We start from the raw sequence: 23,942 nt of genomic DNA, 5'->3' as shown, positions 1-23,942 counted from the left end.
CGAGATGAGCGAGAACCCGACCGAGCACCCGATCGAGACCACCGGCCGCCAGATCGAGGTCCGCCGCAACATCGCCCTGTCGGCCTCGGTCGGCGGGTTCGCCGCGCTGCTGACGGTCGCCTTCGCGGTGCGCGCCTTCAGTGGCGGCAGCACCCTGGACTGGGTGTCCTTCGGCGTGCTGGCCCTGGTCGCCGTCGCGCACGTGGCCGCCCTCGTCGACGGTCGTGCTCCGCTGCTGGTCGCCGACCACCACGGCGTGCGGGTGCGCCAGGGGGCGACCTGGCGCGGGATCGCCTGGCCCGAGATCGACTGTCTCGAGCACCTGCCGCGACGTGGCCTGGTCCGCGACGGGCACGTCCTCGTCGACGGGTACGACGACCAGCAGCTCGTCGTACCGCTGACGCTGGCGACTCGCGTGGTCGGCGTCGAGACCGGCTCCCTGAGCGACGCGCTGGCCGACCTCGCCGACGGCCGTGCCGACGTGGTGGAGGTGGTGCCGGGCCTGGCCGACGAGGGCACCGCGCCCCGCGCCGAGTCGGTGCCCACGCTGAGCGACCTGTACCCCGACGACGCGCCGGCCGCCCCCGAGGCCCGGCGCGGCATCGCCGCGCGGGTGGCAGCCGGACTGAGCGGTCGGCAGGCCGACTTCGAGGACACCGGTGAGGTGGTCCTCGCCGAGGACACCGAGACCACCGACGAGTTCGCTGCCGTCGAGGAAGAGACGCCCACTCCCGAGCGCACCACCGTGCTCGCGGCGCGGGTCGAGCTGGACCGCCCGACCCTCATCCGGGCGCCGGTCGTCGACGCGCCGCTCGCGACCGAGCAGGCCGGGGACGTCACCGTCGTCCTCGAGGACCTCGCGCTGCAGCCGGCCGCCCAGCCGGTCATCGGGCCCGAGCTGACCGCCGCCCGCGACCGTCTGCGGCTGACGATCGACCAGCTCTCCGAGCGGACCCGGATCCGTCCCCACGTCATCGAGGCGATCGAGGTCGACGACTTCGCTCCCTGCGGTGGCGACTTCTATGCCCGTGGCCACCTGCGCACCCTCGCGCGGGTGCTCGGCATCGACGCGGGTCCGCTCGTGGCGTCGTACGACGACACCTATGCCGACGCCCCCGTCGACCCTCGTCGCGTGTTCGAGGCCGAGCTCGCCACCGGCACCGGTGGCTCGATCCGCAGCACCCGCGGCGGCCGCAACTGGTCGGTGCTCATCGCCGCGGTGATGGGCGCGGTGCTGGTCTGGTCCGTGGCCCGTCTGGTCATGGGCGGCCCCGCCCCGGTCGGCGACACCCCCGTCCTCAACCAGAGCGGCGGCATCTCCAAGGCCGCCGCCGCGAAGGGCGACCCGGTCAAGCTGAGCCTGGTCGCGGCCGGCGGGGGAGCCCAGCTTGTCATCCGCGACGCCGCCGGCGAGATCGTCTTCGACGGCAACCTGGCCTTCGGGCAGACCTCCGAGCTCAAGGTGGTGCCGCCGGTGCGGATCTGGAGCTCCGACGGGTCGGTGACCTACGCGATCGGCGGCAAGAAGCCGCAGGCGCTCGGCGAGACCGGGTCCGAGGTCTCCAAGACCGTCGCGGGCTCCTGATCACACGACCGAGGAATGCCGGCGGGCCCACGTCCGCCGGTATCCTCGACCGGACATGACCAGCACACCCACGAACCCCGTCTCGGTCGCGCTGCTCACCCTCGGGTGCGCGCGCAACGACGTCGACTCCGAGGAGCTGGCCGGCCGCCTCGCCGCGGACGGCTTCACGCTCGTCGAGGACCCCGAGGACGCCGACACGGTCGTGGTCAACACGTGCGGCTTCGTCGACGCGGCCAAGAAGGACTCGATCGACACCCTGCTCGCTGCCGCCGACCTCAAGGAGTCGGGCCGGCCGCAGGCCGTCGTGGCGGTGGGCTGCCTGGCCGAGCGGTACGGCGAGGAGCTCGCCGACTCGCTGCCCGAGGCCGACGCCGTGCTGGGCTTCGACGACTACCAGGACATCTCCGGCCGCCTGCGCTCGATCCTGGCCGGCGAGCGGCCGCACCCGCACACCCCGCGCGACCGGCGGCTGCTGCTGCCGATCAGCCCCGCTGAGCGGCAGGCGGTCGTCGAGACGGCCGAGACCGCCGGGTTCGGCGCCGACGTCGACATCGCCATCCCGGGCCGCTCCGCCATCCGGCGCCGCCTCGACGGCGGCCCGATGGCCCCGCTCAAGCTCGCCAGCGGCTGCGACCGGCGCTGCACCTTCTGCGCGATCCCCATGTTCCGCGGCTCGTTCGTCAGCCGCCGGCCCTCCGACGTCCTGCAGGAGGCGCACTGGCTCGCCGAGCAGGGCGTCAAGGAGCTGTTCCTCGTCTCGGAGAACTCCACGTCCTACGGCAAGGACCTCGGCGACCTCGGCCTGCTCGAGACGCTGCTGCCCGAGCTGACCGGGATCGACGGCATCGAGCGGGTCCGGGTCTCCTACCTGCAGCCCGCCGAGACCCGCCCCGGACTGGTCCGCGCCATCGCGACCACCCCCGGCGTGGCGCCGTACTTCGACCTGTCGTTCCAGCACGCCAGCGCCACGGTGCTGCGCCGGATGCGCCGCTTCGGCGACCCGGAGAGCTTCCTCGGCCTGCTCGAGCAGGTACGCGGACTCGCGCCCGAGGCGGGCGTGCGCTCCAACGTCATCGTCGGCTTCCCCGGCGAGACCGAGGAGGAGTTCCAGACGCTGTGCGACTTCCTGGTCGCCGCGCGGATGGACGTGACCGGTGTGTTCGGCTACTCCGACGAGGACGGCACCGAGGCCGAGAAGCTCGACGGCAAGCTCGACGAGGACGAGATCAACGCCCGCGTCCAGCACCTCAACGACCTGGTCTCCGAGCTCACCTCGCAGCGCGCGGAGGAGCGGATCGGCAGCACCGTCGAGGTGCTCGTCGAGGAGCTCGACCCCGACGGCACCGGTGACGGCACCATCGAGGGACGCGCCGCCCAACAGGGCCCTGAGGTCGACGGCACCACCCGGGTGCTCGGCGCGCCCGACGCGCGTGTGGGTGACCTCGTCACCGCGGTCGTCGTCGCCACCGACGGCGTCGACCTGATCGCCGAACCCGCAGGAGGACAGGGATGAGCGAGACCAGCACGGGGCAGACCCCGACCGCGGCCAAGCCGAGCAACTGGAACCTCCCCAACGCGCTGACCACGCTGCGGATCGTGCTGGTGCCCTTCTACGGCTGGGCGCTGCTGTACGACGGGGGCGACTCGATCACCTGGCGCACCGTCGCCTGGGCGATCTTCTTCGTCGCGATGGTCACCGACAAGGTCGACGGCGACATCGCCCGGGCCCGCAACCTGGTCACCGACTTCGGCAAGATCGCCGACCCGATCGCCGACAAGGCGATCACCGGCATGGCCTTCATCGGCCTGTCGATCATCATGGACACCTGGTGGATGTGGACGATCACGATCGTCGTCCTGGTCCGCGAGTGGGCGGTCACCCTGCTGCGCCTGTCGGTGCTCAAGTCGGTCGTCATCGCCGCCGCCCAGAGCGGCAAGTGGAAGACCGCCGCCCAGGCCCTCGCCCTCGGCTTCCTCACCCTGCCGCTGCTCGAGGTCGACGGCTGGCTCGACGTACCCGGCGAGGTCGTCTACGTCGGCGCGATCGTGCTGCTGCTCGTCGCGTTCGTGCTGACCATCTGGTCCGGCTACGAGTTCTTCCGCGACGTCTGGAAGCAGCGCCACTCGATCCGCAAGCCGTCGGCCGCCTGAGCGTCTCGCTGAGATCGTCCGGTCCACCGGACCGCAAGGGCAACATCTGACGGCAGGGCGTCGCCTTTTCGTCACTTGATTTTCCTCAGGCCCTTGCCAGTCGGACCGAGGCGCAGCCTAGGTTAAGGACCCTTCCCCCCGTTCTCGCTGGCATCTCGGGCGCGCGCGATCGGCTGTCCTTTGCCGCTTTGACGACCTCGGAAGTAGCTCATGCGCTCAGTGAAACAGCTCCTCTTCGGCTCCCTCGGCGCGGCGATCGCCGCCACGGGACTCGCCGCCGTCCAGACCACGCCCGCTCAGGCGGACCCCGGCGGCACGGGTGTGGTGATCTCAGAGGTGTACGGCGGCGGCGGGCTCGCCGCCGGCGGCGGCTTCCCGGTGTCGTCGTTCACCAATGACTTCATCGAGCTCTACAACCCGACGGATACTGCGGTTGACCTGAGCGGCTGGGCCGTCTTCTACGGCAGCGCGACACGGGCGAACCCGTCCAACATCACGAACAAGACCGACCTCACGGGCTCTATCCCGGCGCACGGCCACTACCTCATCCAGGGGTCGGGCAACGTGGCCAACGGCACGGCGATGCCCGCGGCCGACGTCACCGGCAACCTGGCGATGAGCACCAGTTCGGGCCTGGTGGTCCTTGGCAACCAGAGCACACTCAACTTGCCGACGGGCGATATCAAGAACACGACGGGCGTCGTCGACGCCGTCGGCTACGGGACGGCCAACACCTTCGAGTCCCTCGCCCAGGGCACGACGCTTTCGGGCACGACGTCGGCTGCGCGCTCGGCGACAGGGGCCGACACGGACGCGAACAACACCGACTTCACGGTCGGCGCGCCGACGCCGACCAACAGCCACGAGAACGCGGTCCAGCCGCTCGAAGCGGCGAACCAGACCGAGGTGACGGGCTACAACGGCGTGGCTCTCACCCAGGTCAACCTGTCCGCGACCGGCGGCGTCGCGCCGTACACCTGGGCGATCACCAGCGGCACGCCGCCCACCGGGGTGACGCTGAGCCCGTCCGGCGCTCTGAGCGGTACCCCGAGCGGCGTGGGGTCGTTCCCGGTCACCGCGACGGTCACCGACAGCACGGCCGGCACGGCCCTGACTGACACGGTCGACTTCACGATCACGATCGCGGCGGCGCCCACGACCCTCACGATCGCCGAGATCCAGGGCACGGGAGCCACCTCACCCAAGGCCGGGCAGGTCGTCACGACCACTGGTGTCGTCACGGCGATGTACAAGGACCCGTCGTTCGCCGACTCCAGCTTCGACGGCATGTACATCCAGACCGGCGGCACCGGTGCCACGGACACCACGCCCGGTGCGTCCGACGCGATCTTCGTCTATGGCGCCAACGCCATGCCGTCCGACGTGGCGATCGGTGATTCCGTGCAGGTCACCGGCACCGTGAGCGAAGCCTTCGACGCCTTGACCGAGATCACCCCCGGGGCCGGTGGCGTCACCGAGCTCGCGGAGCCGCTCGAGGGCGTGACGCCCCTCGCGATCGCCTACCCGACGACCGAGGCGGGGCGCGAGGCGCAGGAGGGCATGCTGCTCGCACCCACGGACGACTTCACGGTCACCAACTCCTACAACATCAACACCTTCGGGGAGATCGGCCTCGCCACCGGCGACCGTCCGTTGCGCCAGCCGACCGAGCACGCGGCCGACACCGACACCACCGAGCTCGACGCGATCAAGGCGGACAACGCGGCTCGTGCCGTAGCCCTGGACGACGGAACATCGCTCAACTACATGACGAATGCCGCCGCCAAGAATCAGCCCCTGCCGTGGCTCACCAAGACGAATGCCGTGCGGGTGGGCGCGGCGGTGACCCTCACCGGTCCGGTCGTCCTCGACTTCCGCAACAACACCTGGAAGTTCCAGCCGATCTCGCCCATCTTCGACAACGGCGCGGGCACGGCGACCTTCGAGGACACCCGGGCAGGCAACCTGGCCCCAGGTGCCGTCGGCGGCGACCTGAAGATCGCGACGTTCAACGTCCTCAACTACTTCAACACCACCGGTGAGCAGTACGTCGCGACCGGTGCGGCCCAGTCGCCGCCGGTCAACACCCAGTGCACCTGGTACGACGACCGGCAGGGCAACCACATCGCCGACAACCGCTGCGGTGTGGTCACCAACGGCGTGAACGCCGGCAACGGTCCTCGCGGTGCGGCCACCCAGGCGAGCCTCGACCGCCAGAAGGCGAAGATCGTCACCGCGATCAACGCGTTGAACGCGGACGTCGTGGGTCTGCAGGAGGTCGAGAACTCGATCAAGCTGCTCGGCGAGACGGACCGCGACGACGCACTTCGCTCGCTGGTCACGGCGCTCAACGACGCTGCCGGCTCCGAGGTCTGGAAGTTCGTGCACAGCCCGGGCGAGGCCACCGTTGCCGCTGCGGTTGCCGAGCAGGATGTGATCCGGCCGGCGTTCATCTACCGCGCTGCGAGCGTCGAGACCGTGGGAAGCTCCGACATCCTGTTCGGGACCACCGAGTTCGCCAACGCCCGCGAGCCGCTCGCCCAGGCGTTCAAGGCCAAGGGAGCGCTCGACAGCGACGCGTTCGCGGTCGTCCTCAACCACTTCAAGTCCAAGGGCGACAGCGACCCGGCGGCGACCGGCGACAACGCCAACAACGCCGACACCGGCGCCTTCAACGGCGACCGGACCCGGCAGGCGTACCGCCTGCGCGAGTTCGCGGACGACTTCGCGGCCGCGCGGGGCATCGACGCGGTCTTCCTCGCGGGTGACTTCAACTCCTACTCGCAGGAGGACCCGATCCGGGTCCTGACCAAGCGTGGCTACCACCTGGTCGACTCAACGCTGGACCCCGACGAGGAGAGCTACTCCTACTCCGGCCTCTCCGGCTCCCTCGACCACGTGCTCGCCAACGATGCCGCGAAGGCGATGGTGACCGGCGCGGACGTGTGGGACATCAACGCGGCCGAGTCCCCGGCGTACCAGTACAGCCGGTTCAACTACAACGTCACCGACCTGTGGCAGCCGGACCTGCCGTTCGCAGCGTCCGACCACAACCCGGAGGTCGTCGGCATCGACGTTCCGGACATCGTCGGTGGTCCGTTCAAGAAGGTCCAGGTGCTGGGCACCAACGACTTCCACGGCCGGATCCTGCCCTCGGGCGGAGACAGCGCTGGAGCCTCGGTGCTGTCGGGAGCGGTGAAGTCGCTGCGGGCCGACAACCCGAACACGGTGTTCGCTGCCGCCGGTGACCTGGTCGGGGCGTCGACCTTCGAGTCCTTCATCCAGGACGACAACCCGACCATCGACGCGCTCAACAAGGCTGGCCTCGACGTGTCGGCGGCCGGCAACCACGAGTTCGACCGCGGATACGCCGACTTCGTCGACCGCATCCAGGACCGGGCGAACTGGACCTATATCGCAGCGAACGTCGAGGAGCCGGCCGGGAAGCCGGACAAGCTCGCCGAGACCTGGACGAAGACGGTCGACGGCGTGACGATCGGCTTCGTCGGTGCGGTGACCGAGGACCTGCCGTCGCTGGTCAGCCCGGCCGGAATCCAGGGCGTGACGGTCACCGACATCGTGGACGCGACCAACTCCGCCGCCGCGCAGCTCAAGGACGACGGCGCAGACTTGGTGATCCTGCTGGTGCACGAGGGTTCGCCGACGACCGACTGCTCCTCGCCGAGCTTCACGGACCCGTCGACCGTGTGGGGCAACATCACCCAGAACACCTCGGCCGACGTCGACGCGATCATCTCGGGTCACACGCACCTGCTCTACAACTGCTCGTACACCGTCGACGAGTGGGCCAGCGAGGGCCGCGACGTCACGAAGCGGCCGGTCGTCTCCGCCGGCCAGTACGGTCAGAACCTCAACCAGCTGGTCTTCACCTACGCCGGTGACGACTTGGTGGCGGTGGGTCAGGACGTGATCGGCATCGCCGGCACGGGATACCCGACGGACCCGAAGGTCGACCCGATCGTGTCCTCCGCGGTCGCCCAGGCCGACGTCCTCGGGGCGAAGGTCCTCGGCAAGATCCAGGGGCCGTTCAACCGGGCGAAGCTGCAGAACGGCAGCACCGAGAACCGCGGCGGCGAGTCGACGCTCGGCAACCTGGTGGCCGAGGTCCAGCGCTGGGCCACCGAGCAGCCGGAGTCCGGCAGCGCCCAGATCGCGTTCATGAACCCCGGGGGTCTGCGGCAGGACATGGTCGGAACGGGGACCGGGAGCCCGCGTGATCTGACCTACAAGCAGGCCGCGGTGGTCCAGCCGTTTGCGAACACGTTGGTCAACATGAAGCTGACCGGTGCTCAGATCGAGACGGTCCTCGAGCAGCAGTGGCAGCGCACCACCGCCGGCGCGGTACCGTCGCGTCCGTTCCTTCGGCTCGGCGTGTCGAGCGGGTTCACCTATACCTATGTCGAGACTCCGGTGACGGTGAGCGGGACGCAGACCTTCCAGGGCGAGGTCACGGGCATGTGGCTGAACGGCGTACCTGTCGATGCGGCACAGGTGTACTCGGTGACGGTCAACTCGTTCCTCGCCTCCGGGGGCGACAACTTCTTCGAGCTGGCCAACGGCGCGAGCAAGAAGGACACCGGGAAGATCGACCTGCAGGCGATGGTCGACTACATGGCGGCCAAGGCGTCCGGCACGCCGTTGCCTGTGGACGGCTCTCAGCACGCGGTCGAGGTGGAGTTCCCCGCCGGCGCCCCCGAGTCGTACGCCCCCGGCAGCCACGTGACGTTCGACGTGGGCTCGTGGGCGATGTCGGGCTCCGACCCCAAGGACGCCGAGCTGCAGGTCAAGCTCGGTGACCAGGTCCTCGGTAGTGGCGCGGTGGACAACAGCATCGGCACGGCGGTCTACGACCACTACGGAACGGCCGCCGTCGACGTGGTCCTGCCCGCCAGTACGCCCGGGGGTGTCGTCACGCTGACCCTGGTCGGCGCCCAGACCGGCACCGAGGTGCGGGTCCCGATCGCGGTGTCCGGCGGTGTCGTGACGCCGCCGGCAGGGCAGCAGGCGGTGACGCTCACCGTCACCACCAAGCCGAAGAAGGTCGTGCTCGGCAAGACCCGCGCGAAGGTCGTCGTCAAGGTGGTCGACGCCACGGGCAAGCCGGTCACCGGGACCGTCACCGTCAAGGCCAAGGGGCAGAAGGCCCGGACCGTGACGGTGGTCGACGGCACGGCCACGGTCAAGCTCAAGGCATTCACGACGCCCGGCAAGAAGAACGTCGTTGTCACCTTCCCCGCCACGGCCACGTACCTGACCGCGACGGCGACCACGAAGATCAAGGTGGTGCGCCGCTGACCCCGACACACCTGGGCTGACCGAGGGCCTCGGTCGGTGCCCCGTGACACGATGCGGTCATGGAGTCACCGGCCGAGGCCCTCGTTCGCATGCTGCGCGCCGCCAGCGCCAGTGTGGCCACGGCCGAGTCGCTCACCGGTGGACTCCTGGCCGCTCGCCTGACAGCGGTGCCCGGCTCGTCGGTGGTCTACGCCGGCGGCGTGGTGAGCTACCAGACGCACATCAAGGTCGAGGTGCTCGGCGTGCCCCAGGACGTCGTCGACACGTACGGCGTCGTGTCGGCTGAGTGCGCCCGGGCGATGGCCGACGGGGCGCGGCGGTTGCTCGGGACGGCGTACGCGCTGAGCACGACCGGCGTGGCGGGGCCGGACCGGCAGGAGGACAAGCCGGTCGGGACCGTGTACGTCGGCCTGGCCGGGCCCGGCGGCACCCGGGTGGTGGCCCTGGACCTCGCCGGGGACCGCTTGCAGATCCAGGTCGCGACGGTGGACGCCGCGGTCGCGGCCCTGCTCGACGCGGTCTCACCGGCCGGGCAGCCAGCGGAAGATTCGGGGCTCGGGTAGCGTTGGGCCCAGGACCCGACCACACCCACCCCCCAACCCACGGAGAGGAGTTCGCGATGGTGCTCTTTCGCCGATCGCTCGGTGACATCCTGCGGAGTCGCCGTGCCGAGCTCGGACTGACCCTCCGTGAGGTCTCGGGGGCCGCCCGCGTGAGCCTGGGCTACATCTCCGAGATCGAGCGCGGACAGAAGGAAGCGTCCTCCGAGCTGTTGGCGTCCCTGTGCGACGCGCTCGAGATGCCGCTGTCCGACGTGCTGCGCGAGGTCGCCGACGCGGTGGCCCTCGAGGAGGCCGCGGCCGTGGTGGCCGCCGCCCCGACCCCCATCACGCCGCGCCGCCCGGCTGTCGTCGCCTCCGCCGCCTGACGACCCCGTCGTCGCGGGAGTTTCACCGGCCGACCGGTGAAACTGGTGCTGGGACGAGGAAACTTCCTCGTCTCAGCACCAGTTTTGTCGGCCAACCTCCGGTTATGTCGGCCCGCTCAGCGGCGCGCCATCGCCTCCAGGCGCGCGATCCGGTCTGCCATCGGCGGGTGGGTCGAGAACATCTTCTGCACGTCGCCCGCCCGGAACGGGTTCGCGATCATCATGTGGCTCGCGTTCTGCAGCTGCGGCGTCGGCGCCAGGGGAGCGCGGGCGGTGCCGGTCTCCAGCTTGCGCAGCGCCGAGGCGAGGGCCAGCGGGTCGTCGGTGAGACGGGCGCCGTCCTCGTCGGCGTCGTACTCCCGGGTGCGGCTGATCGCCATCTGGATCACCGCGGCCGCGAACGGCGCGAGCAGTGCGGTGCCGATCATGACCAGCGGGTTGGGCCGGTCCTCGTCGTTGCCGCCGCCGAAGATCGACGTGAACGCCAGGAACTGCGCGACCGAGCTGATCACCCCCGCCACGGCGGCGGCCACGGAGCCGGTGAGGATGTCGCGGTTGTAGACGTGCATCAGCTCGTGGCCCAGCACCCCGCGCAGCTCGCGCTCGTCGAGCAGGCCGAGGATGCCCTCGGTGCAGCACACCGCGGCGTGCTGCGGGTTGCGGCCGGTCGCGAACGCATTGGGCGCCTGGGTGGGGGAGACGTACAGCGCCGGCATCGGCTGGCCGGCCCGCTCGGAGAGCTCGCGCACGATCCGGTACATCGCCGGCTGCTGCGACTGCGAGACCGGGTAGGCGTGCATCGCCTTGATGGCGAGCTTGTCGGAGTTCCAGTAGCCGTAGGCCGTCGTACCGACGCCGATCAGCGCGAAGATCCAGATGAACGCCGAGCTGCCGGTCGCGGCCGCGATCAGTCCGCCGACCGCAAGCAGCAGCGCGAAGATCGCGCCGAACAGGCCGGCGGTCTTGAGCCCGTTGAAGTGCTGGTGCATGCCTGGTCAACGAACGACGGTGGGTGTCGCGTTCCGCACGTCGCGAGAGACCCGGGTCACGTGGCGGGCTGGCAGCGCGGACACCAGTACGTCGTCCGCTCCCGGCCGGCCTCGCCGACCTGGCCGGCCTCGATCGTCGTGCGGCAGCGCAGGCACGGCTGGCGCTGCCGGCGGTAGACCCAGACGGGATTGCGCCGGTCGCCGGTGGTGAGGGGGCGTCCGGAGCGCATCGCCGCCTGCAGCATCTTCCGGGCGCGGTCGAGGAAGCGGGCGGGATCGCGGAGGGTGGCGACCGGTCCGACCGGGCTCACCCCGTGGACGAAGCAGCTCTCCGCGAGCCAGATGGTGCCGATGCCCGCGACCACCGTCTGGTCGAGGAGCGCCTCGCCCAGCACGCGCTCGGGGCGGGCGGTCAGGCGGGCGACCGCCTCGTCGCGCTCGGCGTCGGTCCACGCGCCGAGCAGGTCGGGACCGAGGTGTCCGACGACGGAGGCCTCCTCGGCGGTGGGCAGCAGCTCGACCAGGCCGAGGCGGAACCCGATGGCCTCGACCCGTTCGGTGCGGAGCACGACCCGCGCGTCCGCGGCGGGCCCGGGCCACCGAGCGCCGGGGGCGATCACCCGCCAGCTGCCCTCCATCTTGAGGTGGGTGTGCAGGGTGAGCGGCGTGCCGTCGGGCATGGCCATGCGGGTCAGCAGGTGCTTGCCGTGGGTGGCGGTCCGCTCGACGGTGGCACCCGCCAGGTCCGTGGTGGCGAGCCGGGGGACCCGCAGGTCGGAGCCGGTGAGCACCTGGCCGGCGAGGGCCCGGTCCAGCCGGTCGGCGGTACGACGGACCGCGTCCCCCTCAGGCACGGACCCGCAGTCCGCGCGGGGTGGCCACGAACCCTGCCGCGGCGAGGGCGTCGCGCAGCGGTCCTGCGTTGCCGAGCAGGGCGGTGCCGTCAGCCTTCTCGACCGTGAGCTGCCCGAGCGTCCCGCGCCGCACCGCCGTCGACAGGGCCTCCGCCGCGGGGGTGAGCAGGTCGGGATCGTCGGTCCAGGTGAGCAGGGTCCGCCCGCCGCGCTCGACGTAGAGGACCAGCGCGCCGTCGACCAGCACCACCAGCGCGCCGGCCTTGCGGCCCGGTCGGTGACCCGCGCTCTCCTGCTCGCGCTCGGCGGTGGGCCACGGCAGGGCGGCGCCGTAGGGGTTGGCCGGGTCGGTGGCGGCCAGGGCGATCGCGACCGGCTTGGCGTCGAGCCCCTCGCCGACCGGCGTCGCGAACGACCGCAGCCGGTCGACGGCTCCGGCGGTCCCGAACTGGGCGGCGCCGAGGCCCTCGACGAAGTAGCCGCGGCGACAGCGGCCCGCGTCCTCGAACGCGCTGAGCACCTTGTAGACCGCCGCGAATCCGCCCGGCACCCGCTCGTTGACGACCGCGCCACGGGTCACGACGCCGTGTCTCTCCAGCAGCTGCTCGGCGGCGGCGTGGGCACGACGGGTCGGGTCGGTGTCGATCGGCGGCAACAGCGCCCAGCGGCCCGCGGTCTCGGGCGGTCCGGTGCGGGCGACGCGCCCGGGCCGCGCCGGAGCCCGCCGGGTGCGGTGGGCGGCCCGGCCGGAGCGGGTGAGCGCGCGCAGCGGGGTGAGGGTGTCGTTGGTGAGGTGTCCGCTCCACACCAGCGCCCAGAGCGCCGCGCTGACCGCCTCGTCGAGCGGAGCGTCCTCACCGGCGTCGCGGCAGGCGCGGGCGACCTGGTCGGAGACCTGGCGGAAGAACCAGGCCCCGCCGGGCGCGAGCACGTCGAGCACCCGCTGGTGGAGCGGGTCCTCGACCGGGCCCGGGTCGGGCAGGGTGAGGTGGGCCCGGTCGGCGAGGTGGAGCGAGACCCAGCCGTCGCTGCCGGGTAGCGCGCCGTGGCCGGACCAGACGACCTCGCCGGTCGCGGTCAGCTCGTCGAGCAGCGCCGGCTCGTAGTCGCGCACCCGGGCCGGCAGGACGAGGGACTCCAGCGCACTCGCGGGCATTGGCGCCCCGGCGAGCTGCTCGATCGTGTGCAGCAGGCCGTCGACGCCCCGCGGCCCCTTGCCGGTCGTGATCTGGTGCCACGCCGTCGAGAACCGCGCCAGCGTCGTCGGCTCGACCGGCTCGATCTCGTGGCGCAGCCGGGCCAGGGAGCGGCGCCGCAGCCGCCGCAGCACCTCGACGTCGCACCACTCCTCGCCCGCGCCCACCGGCCGGAACTCGCCGGACAGCACCCGGCCCTGCGCCTCCAGCCGCTGCAGGGTGTGGCGGACGACGGCGACGCCCAGGCCCAGCCGGGTCGCGACCTGCAGATCCGTGAACGGCCCGTGGGTGCGCGCGTAGCGACCGACCAGGTCGGCAAGTGGATCGTCGACCGGCTCGGTGAACGCAGCAGGGGTGCCGGGCGGCGCCGGGACGCCCAGGCCGTCGCGCAGCCGGGCGACGTCCTCGACGACGGCCCACGCGTCGCCGTAGGCCATCCGCACCTCGACCACGCGGCGCGACGCGACCAGGTCAGCCAGCCACTCGGTGACCGGGGCGTCGTCGCGGGCGCGGGCGGCGACCTCGGCGGCGGTGAGTGGGCCGAGCAGGCGCAGCAGGTCGACGAGGCCCTCGGCGTCGCGGGAGCGGCGCTCGGGGGTGGTGCGCTGGAGCTCTGCCTCGACCTCGGCCAGCACGTCGGGGTCGAGCAGCTCGCGCAGCTCCGCCCGGCCGAGCAGCTCGGCCAGCAGGCCCTGGTCGAGGGTGAGTGCCGCGGCCCGGCGCTCGGCGAGCGGCGAGTCGCCCTCGTAGACGAACTGGGCGACGTAGCCGAACATCAGCGTGCGGGAGTAGGGCGAGGGCTGGGTCGTCTCGACCTCGGTGACGGTGACCTCGCGCTGGTCGACGCGGCGCAGCAGGGTGGTCAGGCCCGGCAGGTCGTAGACGTCGTTGAGCACCTCGCGGACGGTCTCGAGCACGATCGGGAACGCCGGGTAGCGGGCGGCGACCTCGAGCAGCGCGGCCGCACGCTGGCGCTGCTGCCACAGAGGCGAGCGCCGGCCGGGGTCGCGGCGGGGGAGAAGCAGGGCGCGGGCGGCGCACTCGCGGAACCTGGCCGCGAAGAGGGCGGAGCCGCCGACCTCGCGGGTGACGATCTCCTCGATCTCGTCGGGCTCGAAGGCGATCAGGTCGGCGCCGGGCGCGTCGGCGTCGGTGTCGGGGATCCGGATCACGATGCCGTCGTCGGAGGCCAGCGCCTGCCCGTCGACGCCGTAGCGCTCCCGCAGCCGGGCGTTGATCGCCAGCGCCCAGGGTGCGTGGACGGCGGTGCCGTAGGGGGAGTGCACGGCCAGGCGCCAGTCGCCGAGCTCGTCGCGGAACCGCTCGACCAGGACGGTGGTGTCGCTGGGCAGCACCCGGGTGGCCTCGACCTGCTCGCGCAGGTAGGCGACCAGGTTGGTGGCGGCGTTGTCGTCGAGCCCGACCTCGCGCGCCCGGGCCTCCGCGGCGGCGTCGGGCAACGCGGCGAGCTCGCGGGTGAAGGCGCCGATCGCCTCGCCGAGCTCGGTCGGGCGCCCGGCGGTGTCACCCTTCCAGAACGGCAGTCGTCCCGGCACGCCGGGCGCCGGGGTGACGATCACCCGGTCGTGGGTGATGTCCTCGATCCGCCAGCTCGTCGCGCCGAGCGCGAACACGTCGCCGACCCGGCTCTCGTAGACCATCTCCTCATCGAGCTCGCCGACGCGCCGGTTGGTGCCTTCGCCGGCGAGGAAGACGCCGTAGAGCCCGCGGTCGGGGATGGTGCCGCCGCTGGTGACGGCGAGCCGCTGGGCGCCGGGGCGACCGCTGATCACGCCGGTGACCCGGTCCCAGGTGATCCGGGGGCGGAGCTCGGCGAACTCGTCGGAGGGGTAGCGCCCCGCGAGGAGGTCAAGCACGGCGTCGTACGCCGACCGGGGCAGGTGGGCGTAGGGCGCGCTGCGTCGCACCAGCGCGAACAGCTCGTCGACGTCCCACTCGTCGGCGGCGGTCGCGGCGACGACCTGCTGGGCGAGCACGTCGAGCGGGTTGGCCGGGACCCGGAGCGCCTCGATGCCGCCGGTGCGCATCCGGGCGACGGCGACCGCGGCCGGGGCGAGGTCGCCGCGGTGCTGGGGGAAGAAGACGCCCGCCGAGGTCTCGCCGACCTGGTGGCCCGCGCGCCCGACACGCTGCAGGGCGCTGGCGACGCTGGGCGGCGAGGCGATCTGGAGGACGAGGTCGACCGCGCCCATGTCGATGCCGAGCTCGAGGCTGCTGGTGGCGACCACCGCCGGCAGCCGGCCGGACTTGAGGTCGTCCTCGACGAGCGCGCGCTGCTCCTTGGACACGGAGCCGTGGTGGGTGCGGGCCAGCACCGGGGGAGCGCCGGCCGCGGCCCCCGACTGCGCCATCACCTGCGCCGGCGGGAGGATCCCCTCGGTCGTCATCTCGGCGGCGATCTCGTTGAGGCGCGCGGTCAGCCGCTCCGCCGTACGCCGGCCGTTGGTGAACACGATCGTCGATCGGTGCTCGCCGATCAGCTCGGCCACCCGCTGCTCGACATGGGGCCAGATGCTGGCCCGGCTCGGCGGTGCCGTCGGGTCGTCGTCCTCGACCACCTGTCCGAGCTCGGTCATGTCCTCGACCGGCACCTCGACACGGAGGTCCCACTCCTTGTGGGTCGGTGGCGCGACGATCTCGACGGGGGCGGTGCCACCGAGGAACCGGGCGACCTCCTCGGTGGGCCGGACCGTCGCGGAGAGCCCGATCCGCTGCGCCGGCCGGGGGAGGAGGGCGTCGAGACGTTCGAGGCTGAGCGCGAGGTGCGCGCCGCGCTTGGTGCCGGCGACCGCGTGCACCTCGTCGACGATCACCGTCTCGATGCCGCGCAGGGTCTCGCGGGCCTGGCTGGTGAGGATGAGGAAGAGGGACTCCGGTGTCGTGATGAGGACGTCGGGTGGTCGGGTCGCGAGCCGGCGGCGCTCGTTGGCGGGGGTGTCGCCGGAGCGGATGCCGACGCTGACCTCGGGGAACGGCCGGCCGGGATGGAGCCGTTCGGCGGTCTGGCGGATGCCGGTCAATGGCGCACGCAGGTTGCGCTCGACGTCGACGGCGAGCGCCTTGAGGGGCGAGACGTAGAGGACGCGGGTGCGGTGCAGCCTGTCGTGGGGCGCCGGCGTGGTGAGCAGACGGTCGAGGCCGGCGAGGAAGGCGCTGAGCGTCTTGCCGGAGCCGGTCGGGGCGACCACGAGTGTGTGCTGCCCGCGCGCGATGGCGTCCCACGCGCCGGCCTGGGCGGCGGTGGGCTCGGCGAAGGCGGCGCGGAACCAGGTCCGCGTCGCCTCGCTGAATCGAGCCAGGGCGTCCTCCATTCCGTCATCTTCCCGCACGGCACCGACACTGCCGCGACAATGGACGGGTGGCTGTGGAGGAGGGGAACCGGCGGCGCGACCTCGCGCTGGTCGCGCTCGTGGTCGCGCTCGTGCTCGCCGTGCTCGTCGGGTGGCTGCTGCTGCGCGGCGGCGACGAGCCGTCACCGCCTGCCGCCGAGCCGCCCGCGGCCTCGCCGTCTCCCACGCCGGCCCCGGCGCCGCCCGCCGACCCGCCCGCCGACCCGTGCGCGCGGCCCGCGACGGCCGGGTTCGTGCCGACGGCGATCACCGTCCCCGGGGTGGCTCGCCGGGCACGGGTGCTCGCCCTGCCGCGCGACGCGGCCGGTGTGCCCGGAGTACCTCCCGTCTCCGACAAGCTCGCCTTCGCCTGGGACCGTGGCGGCATCGAGCCCGGCTCGACGGCCGGGCACGTGCTGCTCAACACGCACACCTGGCCCGACGGGACAGCGATGGGCAACAGGCTGCTCGCCGGCCTCGACGTGGGCGGCCGGATCGTGCTGCGGGCGGGGCCACAGGTCGCCTGCTACACGGTGACCGAGCGGACCGAGGTCCTCGCCAGCGACGGGTTCCCGGGGTGGGACGCGGTCGACGGGCCGCCGCAGGTCGTGATCGTGGTGTGCTCGGGCAAGCGGCTGGGGCCGGGGAACTGGACGCACCGGACGCTGTGGTTCGCCAGCCCGGCGACCGCTACCTGACCGCTTCCGGTACGGCGGCCGCCCGCCCGTTCACCGCAGCCGGCAGGTGCCGCTCCAGCACGGACGTCACCACCGCGATCGCACCGCACCCGATCACCATCAGGCCGATCAGCGATCCTCCGTGGCCGCGCTCGAGCAGGAACCCGGCGACCACCGGGCCGGCGACGGTGCCGGCCTGCACGGCGGCGGCGTTGAGCGCGTTGTAGCGCCCGCGCAGGTGGTCGGCGGCGAGGTCGTTGTTGATCGCGGGCAGCGTGGGCTGCAGCAGGGTCTCCCCGATGCCGAACACGATCCCGAAGCCGAGCAGGCCGGTGACGGCGAGCGCGCTGCCGGGGGCGAGGGCGCCGGCGCCCATCAGCAGCCAGGCGGCGGCCCAGAGCAGGGCCATCACCGACAGCACCCGGGTACGGCGCCGGCCGCGGATCCGGCCCATCACGGTGAACTGGAAGGCCACGATGACGAAGGTGTTGAGGGCGAACCCGAGGCCGATCAACTCGGTCGACATGCCGGCGTCGCCGCGGGCGAAGGCGGGCAGGCCGACCTCGAACTGGCCGTAGCCGATGAACGTGGCGACGAAGGTGAGCAGGGTCAGCCAGCGCACGGCGGGGCTGCGCAAGATGGCGCCGTAGCCGGGCGCCCGCCCGGTCTCCAGGCCCGCCTCCAGGTCGCGCGGTGGGTGGAGGACCCGGCCGTGCAGGTGCCGCAGCGGGCCGAGGAAGAGGGCGAGCGGGATCAGGCCGGAGGCCGCGTCGGCGAGGTAGATCGCGGTGAACGTCTCGGGCCGGGCGACGTCGGCGAACAGGCCGCCGACGATGCCGCCGACGCCGAGGCCGAGGTTGATGAGGGCGAAGTTCACGCCGAAGTACTGCTGGCGCACCTCGCCCTCGACGACCGTCGCGATCAGCGAGTTGAACGCCGGCATCGAGGAGCCGAAGTTCACGCCGATCAGGACGAGGGCGATCGCCGCGGCTGCCGGGGTGGTCGCGAAGGCGAGCAGCACGGTGCCGACCACCATCGCGGACTGACCGCCGAGCATGACCGCGCGGGCGCCGTACCGGTCGGTCAGGGCACCGCTCGGTCCGGTCACCACGAACGCCGACAGAGCGATGACCGCCATCAGCACGCCGGACAGGCCCAGGCCGAAGCCGCGGACCTCGTGGAGGTAGATCAGCGTGAACGGCAGCACCAGGCCGCGGCCGAGCGTGGAGATCGCCACCGTGGACAGCAGCCACCGGCCCTCGGTGGGAAGTGCGGTCCAGAACGACTTCAACGAGATCATGCGTGGACCGTGTGCTTCACGCAGGAAATGCTACGGAAGTTGCCGATGGACAACCGAATCGTGTGGGGTCAAACGACCTCGGTTGTGGGGGACCTCACCTCTGCTCCGCCATTGGCGCTCACGGGGACGTGTCGCTCGAGCACCAGCGCCATCACCGCGATGGCCGCGCAGCCCGCGACCATGACCGCGATGTACGCCGCCGCGAGGTCGTGCTGCAGCAGGAAGCCCGCGACGACCGGGCCGGCGATGGCCCCGCCCTGGAAGGCCGCCGCGGTGATCGCGTTGTAGCGCCCGCGGGTGTGGTCGGTCGCGAGGTCGTTGGCCATCGCCGGAACGGTCGGCTGCAGCAGCGTCTCGCCGAGCGCGAACACCGCCATGTAGGCGAGCACCCCGGCGATCGCCAGGCCGCCGCCCGGGACGATGCCGGCGGCGCCGAGCAGACCCCAGGCGACCGCCCAGATCGCGGCCATCACGACCATCACCCGGGTGCGCAGGTGTCGCTTGATCCGGTTGAGCACCGAGAACTGCAGCACCACGATGACCACGGTGTTGACGGCGAACGCCAGGCCGACGGTGCGGGTCGAGACCTCGGCGGCCTGGCGGGCGAAGCCCGGGAACCCGGCCTCGTGCTGGCCGTAGCCGATGAAGGTGCCGACGAAGGTGAGCAGGGTCAGCCAGCGCACGGCGGGCTGGCGGAGGATGGCCAGGTAGCCGACGCTCGCCGGGGCCGTGCCGTCCTCGGGCGCGGTGGCGCGGCCGTGGACGTGGCGCAATGGTCCGAGCAGCAGCGCCAGGGGCACCAGCCCGGTCAGCGCGTCGCCGACGAAGATCGCGGTGAAGGTGTCCGGCCGGTCGACGTCGGCGAACAGCCCGCCGACCACCCCGCCGACACCGATGCCGAGGTTGACCAGCGCGAAGTTGATGCCGAAGTACTGCTGGCGCAGCTCGCCGCTCACGACCGCCGCGATCAAGGCGTTGAACGCCGGCCACGAGACCCCGAAGTTGAAGCCGACCAGCACCAGAGCGACCGCGGCCACTGCGGGTGTCGTCGCGAAGGCCAGGGTCAGGTTGCCCACGATCATGGCCGCGAGGCCGACGAGCAGCACCGCTCGGGCGCCGTAGCGATCGACCATGGCGCCGCCCGGCCCGGTCACCAGGAAGCCGACGACGGCGATCAGCGCCATCAGCGTGCCGGAGAGGCCGAGCTCGAAGCCGCGCACCTCGTGGAGGTAGATCAGCGTGAACGGCAGGGTCAGGCCGCGCCCGAGCGTCTGGATCGCGACCGTCGACAGGAGCCAGCGGCCCTCGGTGGGCAGGGCCGCCCAGAACGACCTCACTTCGGTGGCAGCGTCGCGGCGTACGACGCACCGCGGCGCACCCACGCACCCAGCGCCTCGTCGGTGGCCACGTCGTCGAGGTCGACGCGCAGCCAGCCGCTCATCGAGCGACCGCGCATCTCCATCGGGTACGCCGCCGTGGTCGCCACCAGCTCCTCGCCCTCGGCCGGGTCGACGCGCACCATCAGCCCGCCCTGGCCGCTGGCCGCGACCGCCATGTTGCCGCCGACCATGAAGCCCAGGCCGCCGAACATCTTCTTCTCGGTCAGCTCCCGGCCGGCTGCTCCCGGCTCGTCCGCGAGGAGGTCACGGACCCGCCCGGCCAGCTCTTCGTCGTACGCCATGGGAAGGACACTAGGCGCGGGCACCGACATTCCGCCCGGATGCGGTCGGCGTGTGGTCGAGACCCTTTGTGCAGGATGGCGCCCATGACCGAGCGCTTCGTCGAGCACGGCACCCCCGCCGAGATCCTGGACGTCATCGCCCAGCTCCCCGCCCTGCCGTACGCCGCCCGCGGGGACCAGCTGGACTGGAGCGTGGCCGGTCACGAGGGGGAGTCGTTCGACCGGATGCACGTGTTCGGCCTGGCCTCGCACCCTGACCGGGCACGAGTCCACGAGCTCGCGACCCGCTTGGCCGTCGCGGCCGACCAGCGGTGGGGGAAGCGGCACAGGTTCGCCTGCGCGGCGGTGACGCCGAAGGGCGACCCGGCGCACATCCTCGACCCGCGCGCCGTACCCGCCGCTGCGCTGGAGGCGATGGGCGCGACCGAGGCCGAGTTCTGGAGATTCGGGGACAGCGCTCTCCTCCTGGCGGTGAACCCCGACCACGTGTCGGGTGCCGCCCTCTGCGTGGCTCTGGTGCTGGAGGCGTCGTACCTCGAGAAGCCGGTCGACCGGCTCGCGGTCGCGGACGCCGAGATGTATGCCCGGATCCGCAAGGCGGGCAAGGGCGGCAACAGGAAGCGGAGGTCGGCAGGTGTGCGCTCCGAGCTGCTCGAGGACTTCCTGAGCCGCGACAAGACCCGGATCAACTCCGCCATCGACGTCGTCAACGGCTCGGGAGACGCCGCCCTGCTCGCTCCGGTGGCCGCCGAGCTCCGCGCGGTCCTGGCCTCGATCCGGGCAGCCGACTTCGTGATCGTCGACGGGAACCCTGTCGAGCTGGCGGTGGACCGCCTGGAGATCGTTCGCTCGGGCGGCTGCCTGTGCGCGACGTACCCCCGACGCAGCGCCGACCCGCAGCGTGAGGCCGACAAGGGCTGGGTCAGGATCGAGAGCGAGACCGTGAGCGCGCCCGGTGCTCGCCCGCGGCGCGAGGTCGCCTGCACCTCGTGCGGGTCGGTCTTCGATGTGGAGGAGGGGGAGTACCACGCGACCTGGTGGAAGTGGGTGTTGCGGGGCCGCCGCTGACGTCAGCGTGCCGGCGGACGGGGATCGCGTCCTCCCCAGGCCGCCACCCGGTCCCAGAAGAAGTCGGCCAGGGTGGGAGCGACGGCGACGTCGTCGACGCCTTCTCGCCGCAGGACCGCGCGCCCGCCACCGATCGTGATCAGGTAGCCGCCCCGGTCGTCGGTCATGACCTGCGTGGCCACCCCGTAGACGTTCTCGACGTCCCACTGCTGGAACTTCTCGGGGGACGCGTCGATCGCCGCATCCATCGTCTGGATCTCGGCGCACGACATCAGGCGGAAGTCGCCGTCCAGGCCCCACGCCGCACCGGCGCCGGCGTCCTGCCCGTCGTGCCAGGCCAGGACCTTGCGCTCCCCACCGGACTCCGCGATCGCCTTCTCGCCGGCGGGACGTCGCAGGACATCCCTGAGCGCTGGGGGCATCGTCTCGTCGAGTGCCGTAAGAGCGTCCGACAGGCCGAACCCGAGCTGCTGGGCGCGCAGCTCGTCCCACAGGGGCGTGAAGAACCCTCGGCGGTGCAGGTCCTCGAGGGTGGTGCCGGTCTGCTCGGCGACCCGGCGGAAGGTGGCGACCATGTCGAGCATGCTGGCCACCATGCCCCCGTCGTCACTCCAGCTGCGCTGCCGCCCGAGCTCCTCGGCCTCGTCGAAGCGTCCCTGGTAGGCGAACGACCACAGCAGCGGGACGGTGAGGTTCTCGTCGCGTGGGCTCGCCCGCCTCGCCGCCTCGGCGGCCGCGATGAAACGCTCGCTCGGGGCCCCGGACATGAGGAGGCCGATGGCTCGGTGGACGAGCATCGCGGGCAGCAACCGAGGCTCCGCGCGCTCGCACTGCTCGACCGCGTGGTCGACCATCTGCCAGCCCTGCTCGTGATCGCCGTCGAGCGCGGTCGCCGTGCCGAGCTCGATGAGGTCGAGCCAGTCCTCCTCCGGATGACCTTGGACCACCTCGGTCGCCCACCGCCGCGCCTCCGGGTAGTCATGCCGGGCCAACGCGGCGTCGCGCCGTTCGCGGGCCTCCTCGAGCGCCTCGTCGATGTCCTCGTGGGTCTGCTCGTACGGCTCGAACCGGCCACCGGGATGCTCAGCCGCCGGGTGTCGGCGCTGCCCGGCGGACACCCGCCGGCGGCGCAGCGCGCCGAGGAGCCCCAGCGCCACTCCGGCCACCAGGATGATCCATGCGTTGTCGACGATCAGCTGCATCCGAGACCCCCAAGACGTTCCGTGTGCGTCGACCGTAGTGGTCGACGCACACGGAGTGGGTCAGGGGCGCCACCGCGGGTCGCGGCCGATGAACCCGACCAGCCGGTCCTGCCAGGGCGCGTCCTCGGCGACCGGCACCTTCGCGCCGTACTGCCCGCTCTGGCGCAGCATCTCGTCGAGCGGCGCCATGCCCTCGACCATCGTGCGGCAGCGCTCCGCGTCGAGCGTGTCGTCCTGGCCGGTGGCTCGGGCGAGGTCCCAGGTGTGCATGAAGACGTCGCCGGTGTAGAACTCCGCGATCGCGCGGGGGAGCGGCATCTGAGGCAGACGGGGGTGCGCGAAGGTGACCTCCGCGTTGGCCGGGTCGTCGAGGACCGCCTGGACGGCGGCGGCGTGGTGCTCCCACGCGGCGACCGGGTCGGCGTCGACGTCCGGGCCGGGCGGGAGCTCGATGTCGGAGCCGTCGGCGAGGAAGGCGGGGAACCACTCCACGAGGTGGCGTACGACGTCGCGCGCCCGCCACTCCGGCACCGGGGTGGGTGCGTCCCATCCGTCGGCCGCCACGCCCCGGACCCGATCGCCGAAGGTGGCCGCGATGCTGCGGTGCTCCTCGGCGGGCCCGTCCGGGATCACCTGCCCGCCCCGGTCAGCGACGCGAGGAGGCGGTCGAGGGCGGCGTAGCCCTCGTTGATGCCGACCTCCATGCCGCTGGCGAGCATGCCGGCGCGCGACTCGAAGTCGTAGACCACCGAGAGCGACTCGAGTCGGGTGCGGCCATCGGGAAGCTCGACGAAGACCATCGTGTCGAGGCTGACCGCCTCGGGCATCTCCTCGAAGCCGAAGGTCTGCACGATCCTCTCGTTCTGGTCGACCCGGTGCACCGCACCGTAGAAGTGGGCGATCTCCACGCCCTCGCGAGTCGCCGTGTAGCGGTACTCGCCGCCGGTGCGGATGTCCCAGACGCCGATGTCCATGCCGACCGTGTCGGGTCCCAGCCACTGCCTGACCAGCTCGGGCTCGACGTGCGCGCGGAACACGAGGTCGCGCGGGGCGTCGAACTCGCGGACGATCCGGACCGTGGGGACGTCGGGGTCGGCCTCGATCAGGGTCTCGGGTGCGGTGCTGCTCGTGGTCATCCTGCTGCTCCTTCGTGTCGCTGCTCGTTCGGGTCGGTGTCCTTGCCCTGCATCCGGGCCAGGACCTGGTCCAGTCGGCGGTAGCGCTCCTCGGCCTGCTGCCGGTAGCGCTCGATCCACTTCGTCATCAGGTCGAACACCTCCGCATCCAGATGGACCGGACGGCGCTGCGCGTCGCGGCTGCGCCGCACCAGGCCGGCCTCCTCGAGCACCTTGAGGTGCTTGGAGACGGCCTGGAGCGAGACGTCGTACGGCGCCGCGAGCTCGCTCACCGTCGCGTCGCCCGCCGCCAGCCGGGCCACCATGTCGCGTCTGGTCGGGTCGGCGAGGGCGCCGAAGACCCGCGACAGCCGGTCGTCTTGCTCAACCATGTGGTTGATTAAAGGCATTGATCGGGCGCTTGTCAACCATTGGGTTGAGTACGTGAGTCCGCGAGAACCGTTGCGGTTTGGTCCCAAACCGCAACGACACGCCGAGAGAACATGCGGTTTGGGACCAAACCGCATGCC

18 protein-coding genes are annotated in these 23,942 nt (G+C 72.1%); 8 read left to right on the top strand and 10 right to left on the bottom strand.

Annotation, left to right across the window (positions count from 1 at the left end):
• The first annotated feature begins 4 nt into the window (after positions 1-4).
• The 6 genes from FBY23_RS16595 (at position 5) to FBY23_RS16570 (ending at position 9,980) form a co-directional block, all read left to right on the top strand.
• Positions 5-1,585, top strand: coding sequence for a helix-turn-helix transcriptional regulator (locus FBY23_RS16595; protein ID WP_260806587.1), 1,581 nt, complete (start codon positions 5-7; stop codon positions 1,583-1,585).
• A gap of 55 nt (positions 1,586-1,640) precedes the next feature.
• On the top strand, positions 1,641-3,098 hold the full coding sequence (rimO, locus tag FBY23_RS16590) for a 30S ribosomal protein S12 methylthiotransferase RimO (protein WP_141799150.1): 1,458 nt from the start codon (positions 1,641-1,643) through the stop codon (positions 3,096-3,098).
• Positions 3,095-3,736 (top strand): CDP-diacylglycerol--glycerol-3-phosphate 3-phosphatidyltransferase, encoded by a 642-nt coding sequence (pgsA, locus tag FBY23_RS16585; RefSeq protein WP_141799149.1) that lies wholly within the window; start codon positions 3,095-3,097, stop codon positions 3,734-3,736. Before rimO ends, pgsA begins: the two co-directional genes overlap by 4 nt.
• Positions 3,737-3,946: 210 nt before the next feature.
• Positions 3,947-9,052: an ExeM/NucH family extracellular endonuclease gene (locus tag FBY23_RS16580; RefSeq protein WP_141799148.1), complete on the top strand. Its 5,106-nt coding sequence runs from the start codon at positions 3,947-3,949 to the stop codon at positions 9,050-9,052.
• Between the two features lie 59 nt (positions 9,053-9,111).
• Positions 9,112-9,615, top strand: a complete 504-nt coding sequence (locus tag FBY23_RS16575) for a CinA family protein (RefSeq protein ID WP_141799147.1) — start codon at positions 9,112-9,114, stop codon at positions 9,613-9,615.
• Positions 9,616-9,671: 56 nt separating this feature from the next.
• Complete coding sequence (locus tag FBY23_RS16570; protein ID WP_141799146.1) at positions 9,672-9,980, top strand: helix-turn-helix domain-containing protein; 309 nt, start codon at positions 9,672-9,674, stop codon at positions 9,978-9,980.
• Positions 9,981-10,096: 116 nt separating this feature from the next.
• Here the strand turns inward: FBY23_RS16570 and htpX are convergent, their stop codons facing one another.
• Genes htpX through FBY23_RS16555 form a run of 3 tightly spaced genes read right to left on the bottom strand, consistent with a single transcriptional unit; the run spans position 10,097 to position 16,351 of the window.
• On the bottom strand, positions 10,097-10,969 hold the full coding sequence (gene htpX / locus FBY23_RS16565; protein ID WP_141799145.1) for a zinc metalloprotease HtpX: 873 nt from the start codon (positions 10,967-10,969) through the stop codon (positions 10,097-10,099).
• Between the two features lie 56 nt (positions 10,970-11,025).
• A complete protein-coding gene (locus tag FBY23_RS16560; protein ID WP_141799144.1) occupies positions 11,026-11,823 on the bottom strand; it encodes a DNA-formamidopyrimidine glycosylase family protein in 798 nt (265 codons plus the stop codon).
• On the bottom strand, positions 11,816-16,351 hold the full coding sequence (locus FBY23_RS16555) for an ATP-dependent helicase (RefSeq protein ID WP_141799143.1): 4,536 nt from the start codon (positions 16,349-16,351) through the stop codon (positions 11,816-11,818). The genes FBY23_RS16560 and FBY23_RS16555 overlap by 8 nt, the downstream gene beginning before the upstream one ends.
• A gap of 47 nt (positions 16,352-16,398) precedes the next feature.
• On the opposite strand from FBY23_RS16555, the gene FBY23_RS16550 reads away from it, so the two are divergent.
• Positions 16,399-17,067 (top strand): class F sortase, encoded by a 669-nt coding sequence (locus FBY23_RS16550; protein WP_222117849.1) that lies wholly within the window; start codon positions 16,399-16,401, stop codon positions 17,065-17,067.
• Here the strand turns inward: FBY23_RS16550 and FBY23_RS16545 are convergent.
• The 3 genes from FBY23_RS16545 to FBY23_RS16535 all read right to left on the bottom strand — a co-directional run bounded on the left by FBY23_RS16545 (position 17,060) and on the right by FBY23_RS16535 (position 20,027).
• Positions 17,060-18,346, bottom strand: a complete 1,287-nt coding sequence (locus FBY23_RS16545) for an MFS transporter (protein WP_141799142.1) — start codon at positions 18,344-18,346, stop codon at positions 17,060-17,062. The genes FBY23_RS16550 and FBY23_RS16545 overlap by 8 nt on opposite strands.
• 68 nt (positions 18,347-18,414) lie before the next feature.
• Complete coding sequence (locus tag FBY23_RS16540) at positions 18,415-19,728, bottom strand: MFS transporter (protein WP_141799141.1); 1,314 nt, start codon at positions 19,726-19,728, stop codon at positions 18,415-18,417.
• A complete protein-coding gene (locus tag FBY23_RS16535) occupies positions 19,680-20,027 on the bottom strand; it encodes a TfoX/Sxy family protein (protein WP_141799140.1) in 348 nt (115 codons plus the stop codon). Before FBY23_RS16535 ends, FBY23_RS16540 begins: the two co-directional genes overlap by 49 nt.
• An 84-nt stretch (positions 20,028-20,111) precedes the next feature.
• Here FBY23_RS16535 and FBY23_RS16530 point away from each other — a divergent pair, with 84 nt between their 5' ends.
• Positions 20,112-21,095: a hypothetical protein gene (locus FBY23_RS16530; protein ID WP_141799139.1), complete on the top strand. Its 984-nt coding sequence runs from the start codon at positions 20,112-20,114 to the stop codon at positions 21,093-21,095.
• 2 nt (positions 21,096-21,097) lie between these two features.
• Here the strand turns inward: FBY23_RS16530 and FBY23_RS16525 are convergent, their stop codons facing one another.
• From FBY23_RS16525 to FBY23_RS16515, 4 genes are read right to left on the bottom strand one after another with little or no spacing between them, the layout of a single operon-like run.
• Complete coding sequence (locus tag FBY23_RS16525; RefSeq protein ID WP_141799138.1) at positions 21,098-22,297, bottom strand: hypothetical protein; 1,200 nt, start codon at positions 22,295-22,297, stop codon at positions 21,098-21,100.
• A gap of 60 nt (positions 22,298-22,357) precedes the next feature.
• A complete protein-coding gene (locus tag FBY23_RS26240) occupies positions 22,358-22,930 on the bottom strand; it encodes a TIGR03086 family metal-binding protein (RefSeq protein ID WP_174245223.1) in 573 nt (190 codons plus the stop codon).
• On the bottom strand, positions 22,927-23,433 hold the full coding sequence (locus FBY23_RS26235) for an SRPBCC family protein (protein WP_174245222.1): 507 nt from the start codon (positions 23,431-23,433) through the stop codon (positions 22,927-22,929). Before FBY23_RS26235 ends, FBY23_RS26240 begins: the two co-directional genes overlap by 4 nt.
• Positions 23,430-23,804 (bottom strand): helix-turn-helix transcriptional regulator, encoded by a 375-nt coding sequence (locus tag FBY23_RS16515; RefSeq protein ID WP_141799137.1) that lies wholly within the window; start codon positions 23,802-23,804, stop codon positions 23,430-23,432. Before FBY23_RS16515 ends, FBY23_RS26235 begins: the two co-directional genes overlap by 4 nt.
• Positions 23,805-23,942 lie beyond the last annotated feature (138 nt).

The organism is Nocardioides sp. SLBN-35 (assembly GCF_006715725.1).
GTDB lineage: Bacteria > Actinomycetota > Actinomycetes > Propionibacteriales > Nocardioidaceae > Nocardioides.
This window is presented reverse-complemented; position numbering and strand designations above follow the sequence as displayed.

Excerpts from the sequence above, each read along its gene's own strand:
- FBY23_RS16595 (WP_260806587.1), top strand. The coding sequence starts at position 5 with ATGAGCGAGAACCCGACCGAGCACCCGATCGAGACCACCGGCCGCCAG.
- rimO (WP_141799150.1), top strand. The coding sequence starts at position 1,641 with ATGACCAGCACACCCACGAACCCCGTCTCGGTCGCGCTGCTCACCCTC.
- pgsA (WP_141799149.1), top strand. The coding sequence starts at position 3,095 with ATGAGCGAGACCAGCACGGGGCAGACCCCGACCGCGGCCAAGCCGAGC.
- FBY23_RS16580 (WP_141799148.1), top strand. The coding sequence starts at position 3,947 with ATGCGCTCAGTGAAACAGCTCCTCTTCGGCTCCCTCGGCGCGGCGATC.
- FBY23_RS16575 (WP_141799147.1), top strand. The coding sequence starts at position 9,112 with ATGGAGTCACCGGCCGAGGCCCTCGTTCGCATGCTGCGCGCCGCCAGC.
- FBY23_RS16570 (WP_141799146.1), top strand. The coding sequence starts at position 9,672 with ATGGTGCTCTTTCGCCGATCGCTCGGTGACATCCTGCGGAGTCGCCGT.
- htpX (WP_141799145.1), bottom strand. The coding sequence starts at position 10,969 with ATGCACCAGCACTTCAACGGGCTCAAGACCGCCGGCCTGTTCGGCGCG.
- FBY23_RS16555 (WP_141799143.1), bottom strand. The coding sequence starts at position 16,351 with ATGGAGGACGCCCTGGCTCGATTCAGCGAGGCGACGCGGACCTGGTTC.
- FBY23_RS16545 (WP_141799142.1), bottom strand. The coding sequence starts at position 18,346 with ATGATCTCGTTGAAGTCGTTCTGGACCGCACTTCCCACCGAGGGCCGG.
- FBY23_RS16535 (WP_141799140.1), bottom strand. The coding sequence starts at position 20,027 with ATGGCGTACGACGAAGAGCTGGCCGGGCGGGTCCGTGACCTCCTCGCG.
- FBY23_RS16530 (WP_141799139.1), top strand. The coding sequence starts at position 20,112 with ATGACCGAGCGCTTCGTCGAGCACGGCACCCCCGCCGAGATCCTGGAC.
- FBY23_RS16525 (WP_141799138.1), bottom strand. The coding sequence starts at position 22,297 with ATGCAGCTGATCGTCGACAACGCATGGATCATCCTGGTGGCCGGAGTG.
- FBY23_RS26235 (WP_174245222.1), bottom strand. The coding sequence starts at position 23,433 with ATGACCACGAGCAGCACCGCACCCGAGACCCTGATCGAGGCCGACCCC.
- FBY23_RS16515 (WP_141799137.1), bottom strand. The coding sequence starts at position 23,804 with ATGGTTGAGCAAGACGACCGGCTGTCGCGGGTCTTCGGCGCCCTCGCC.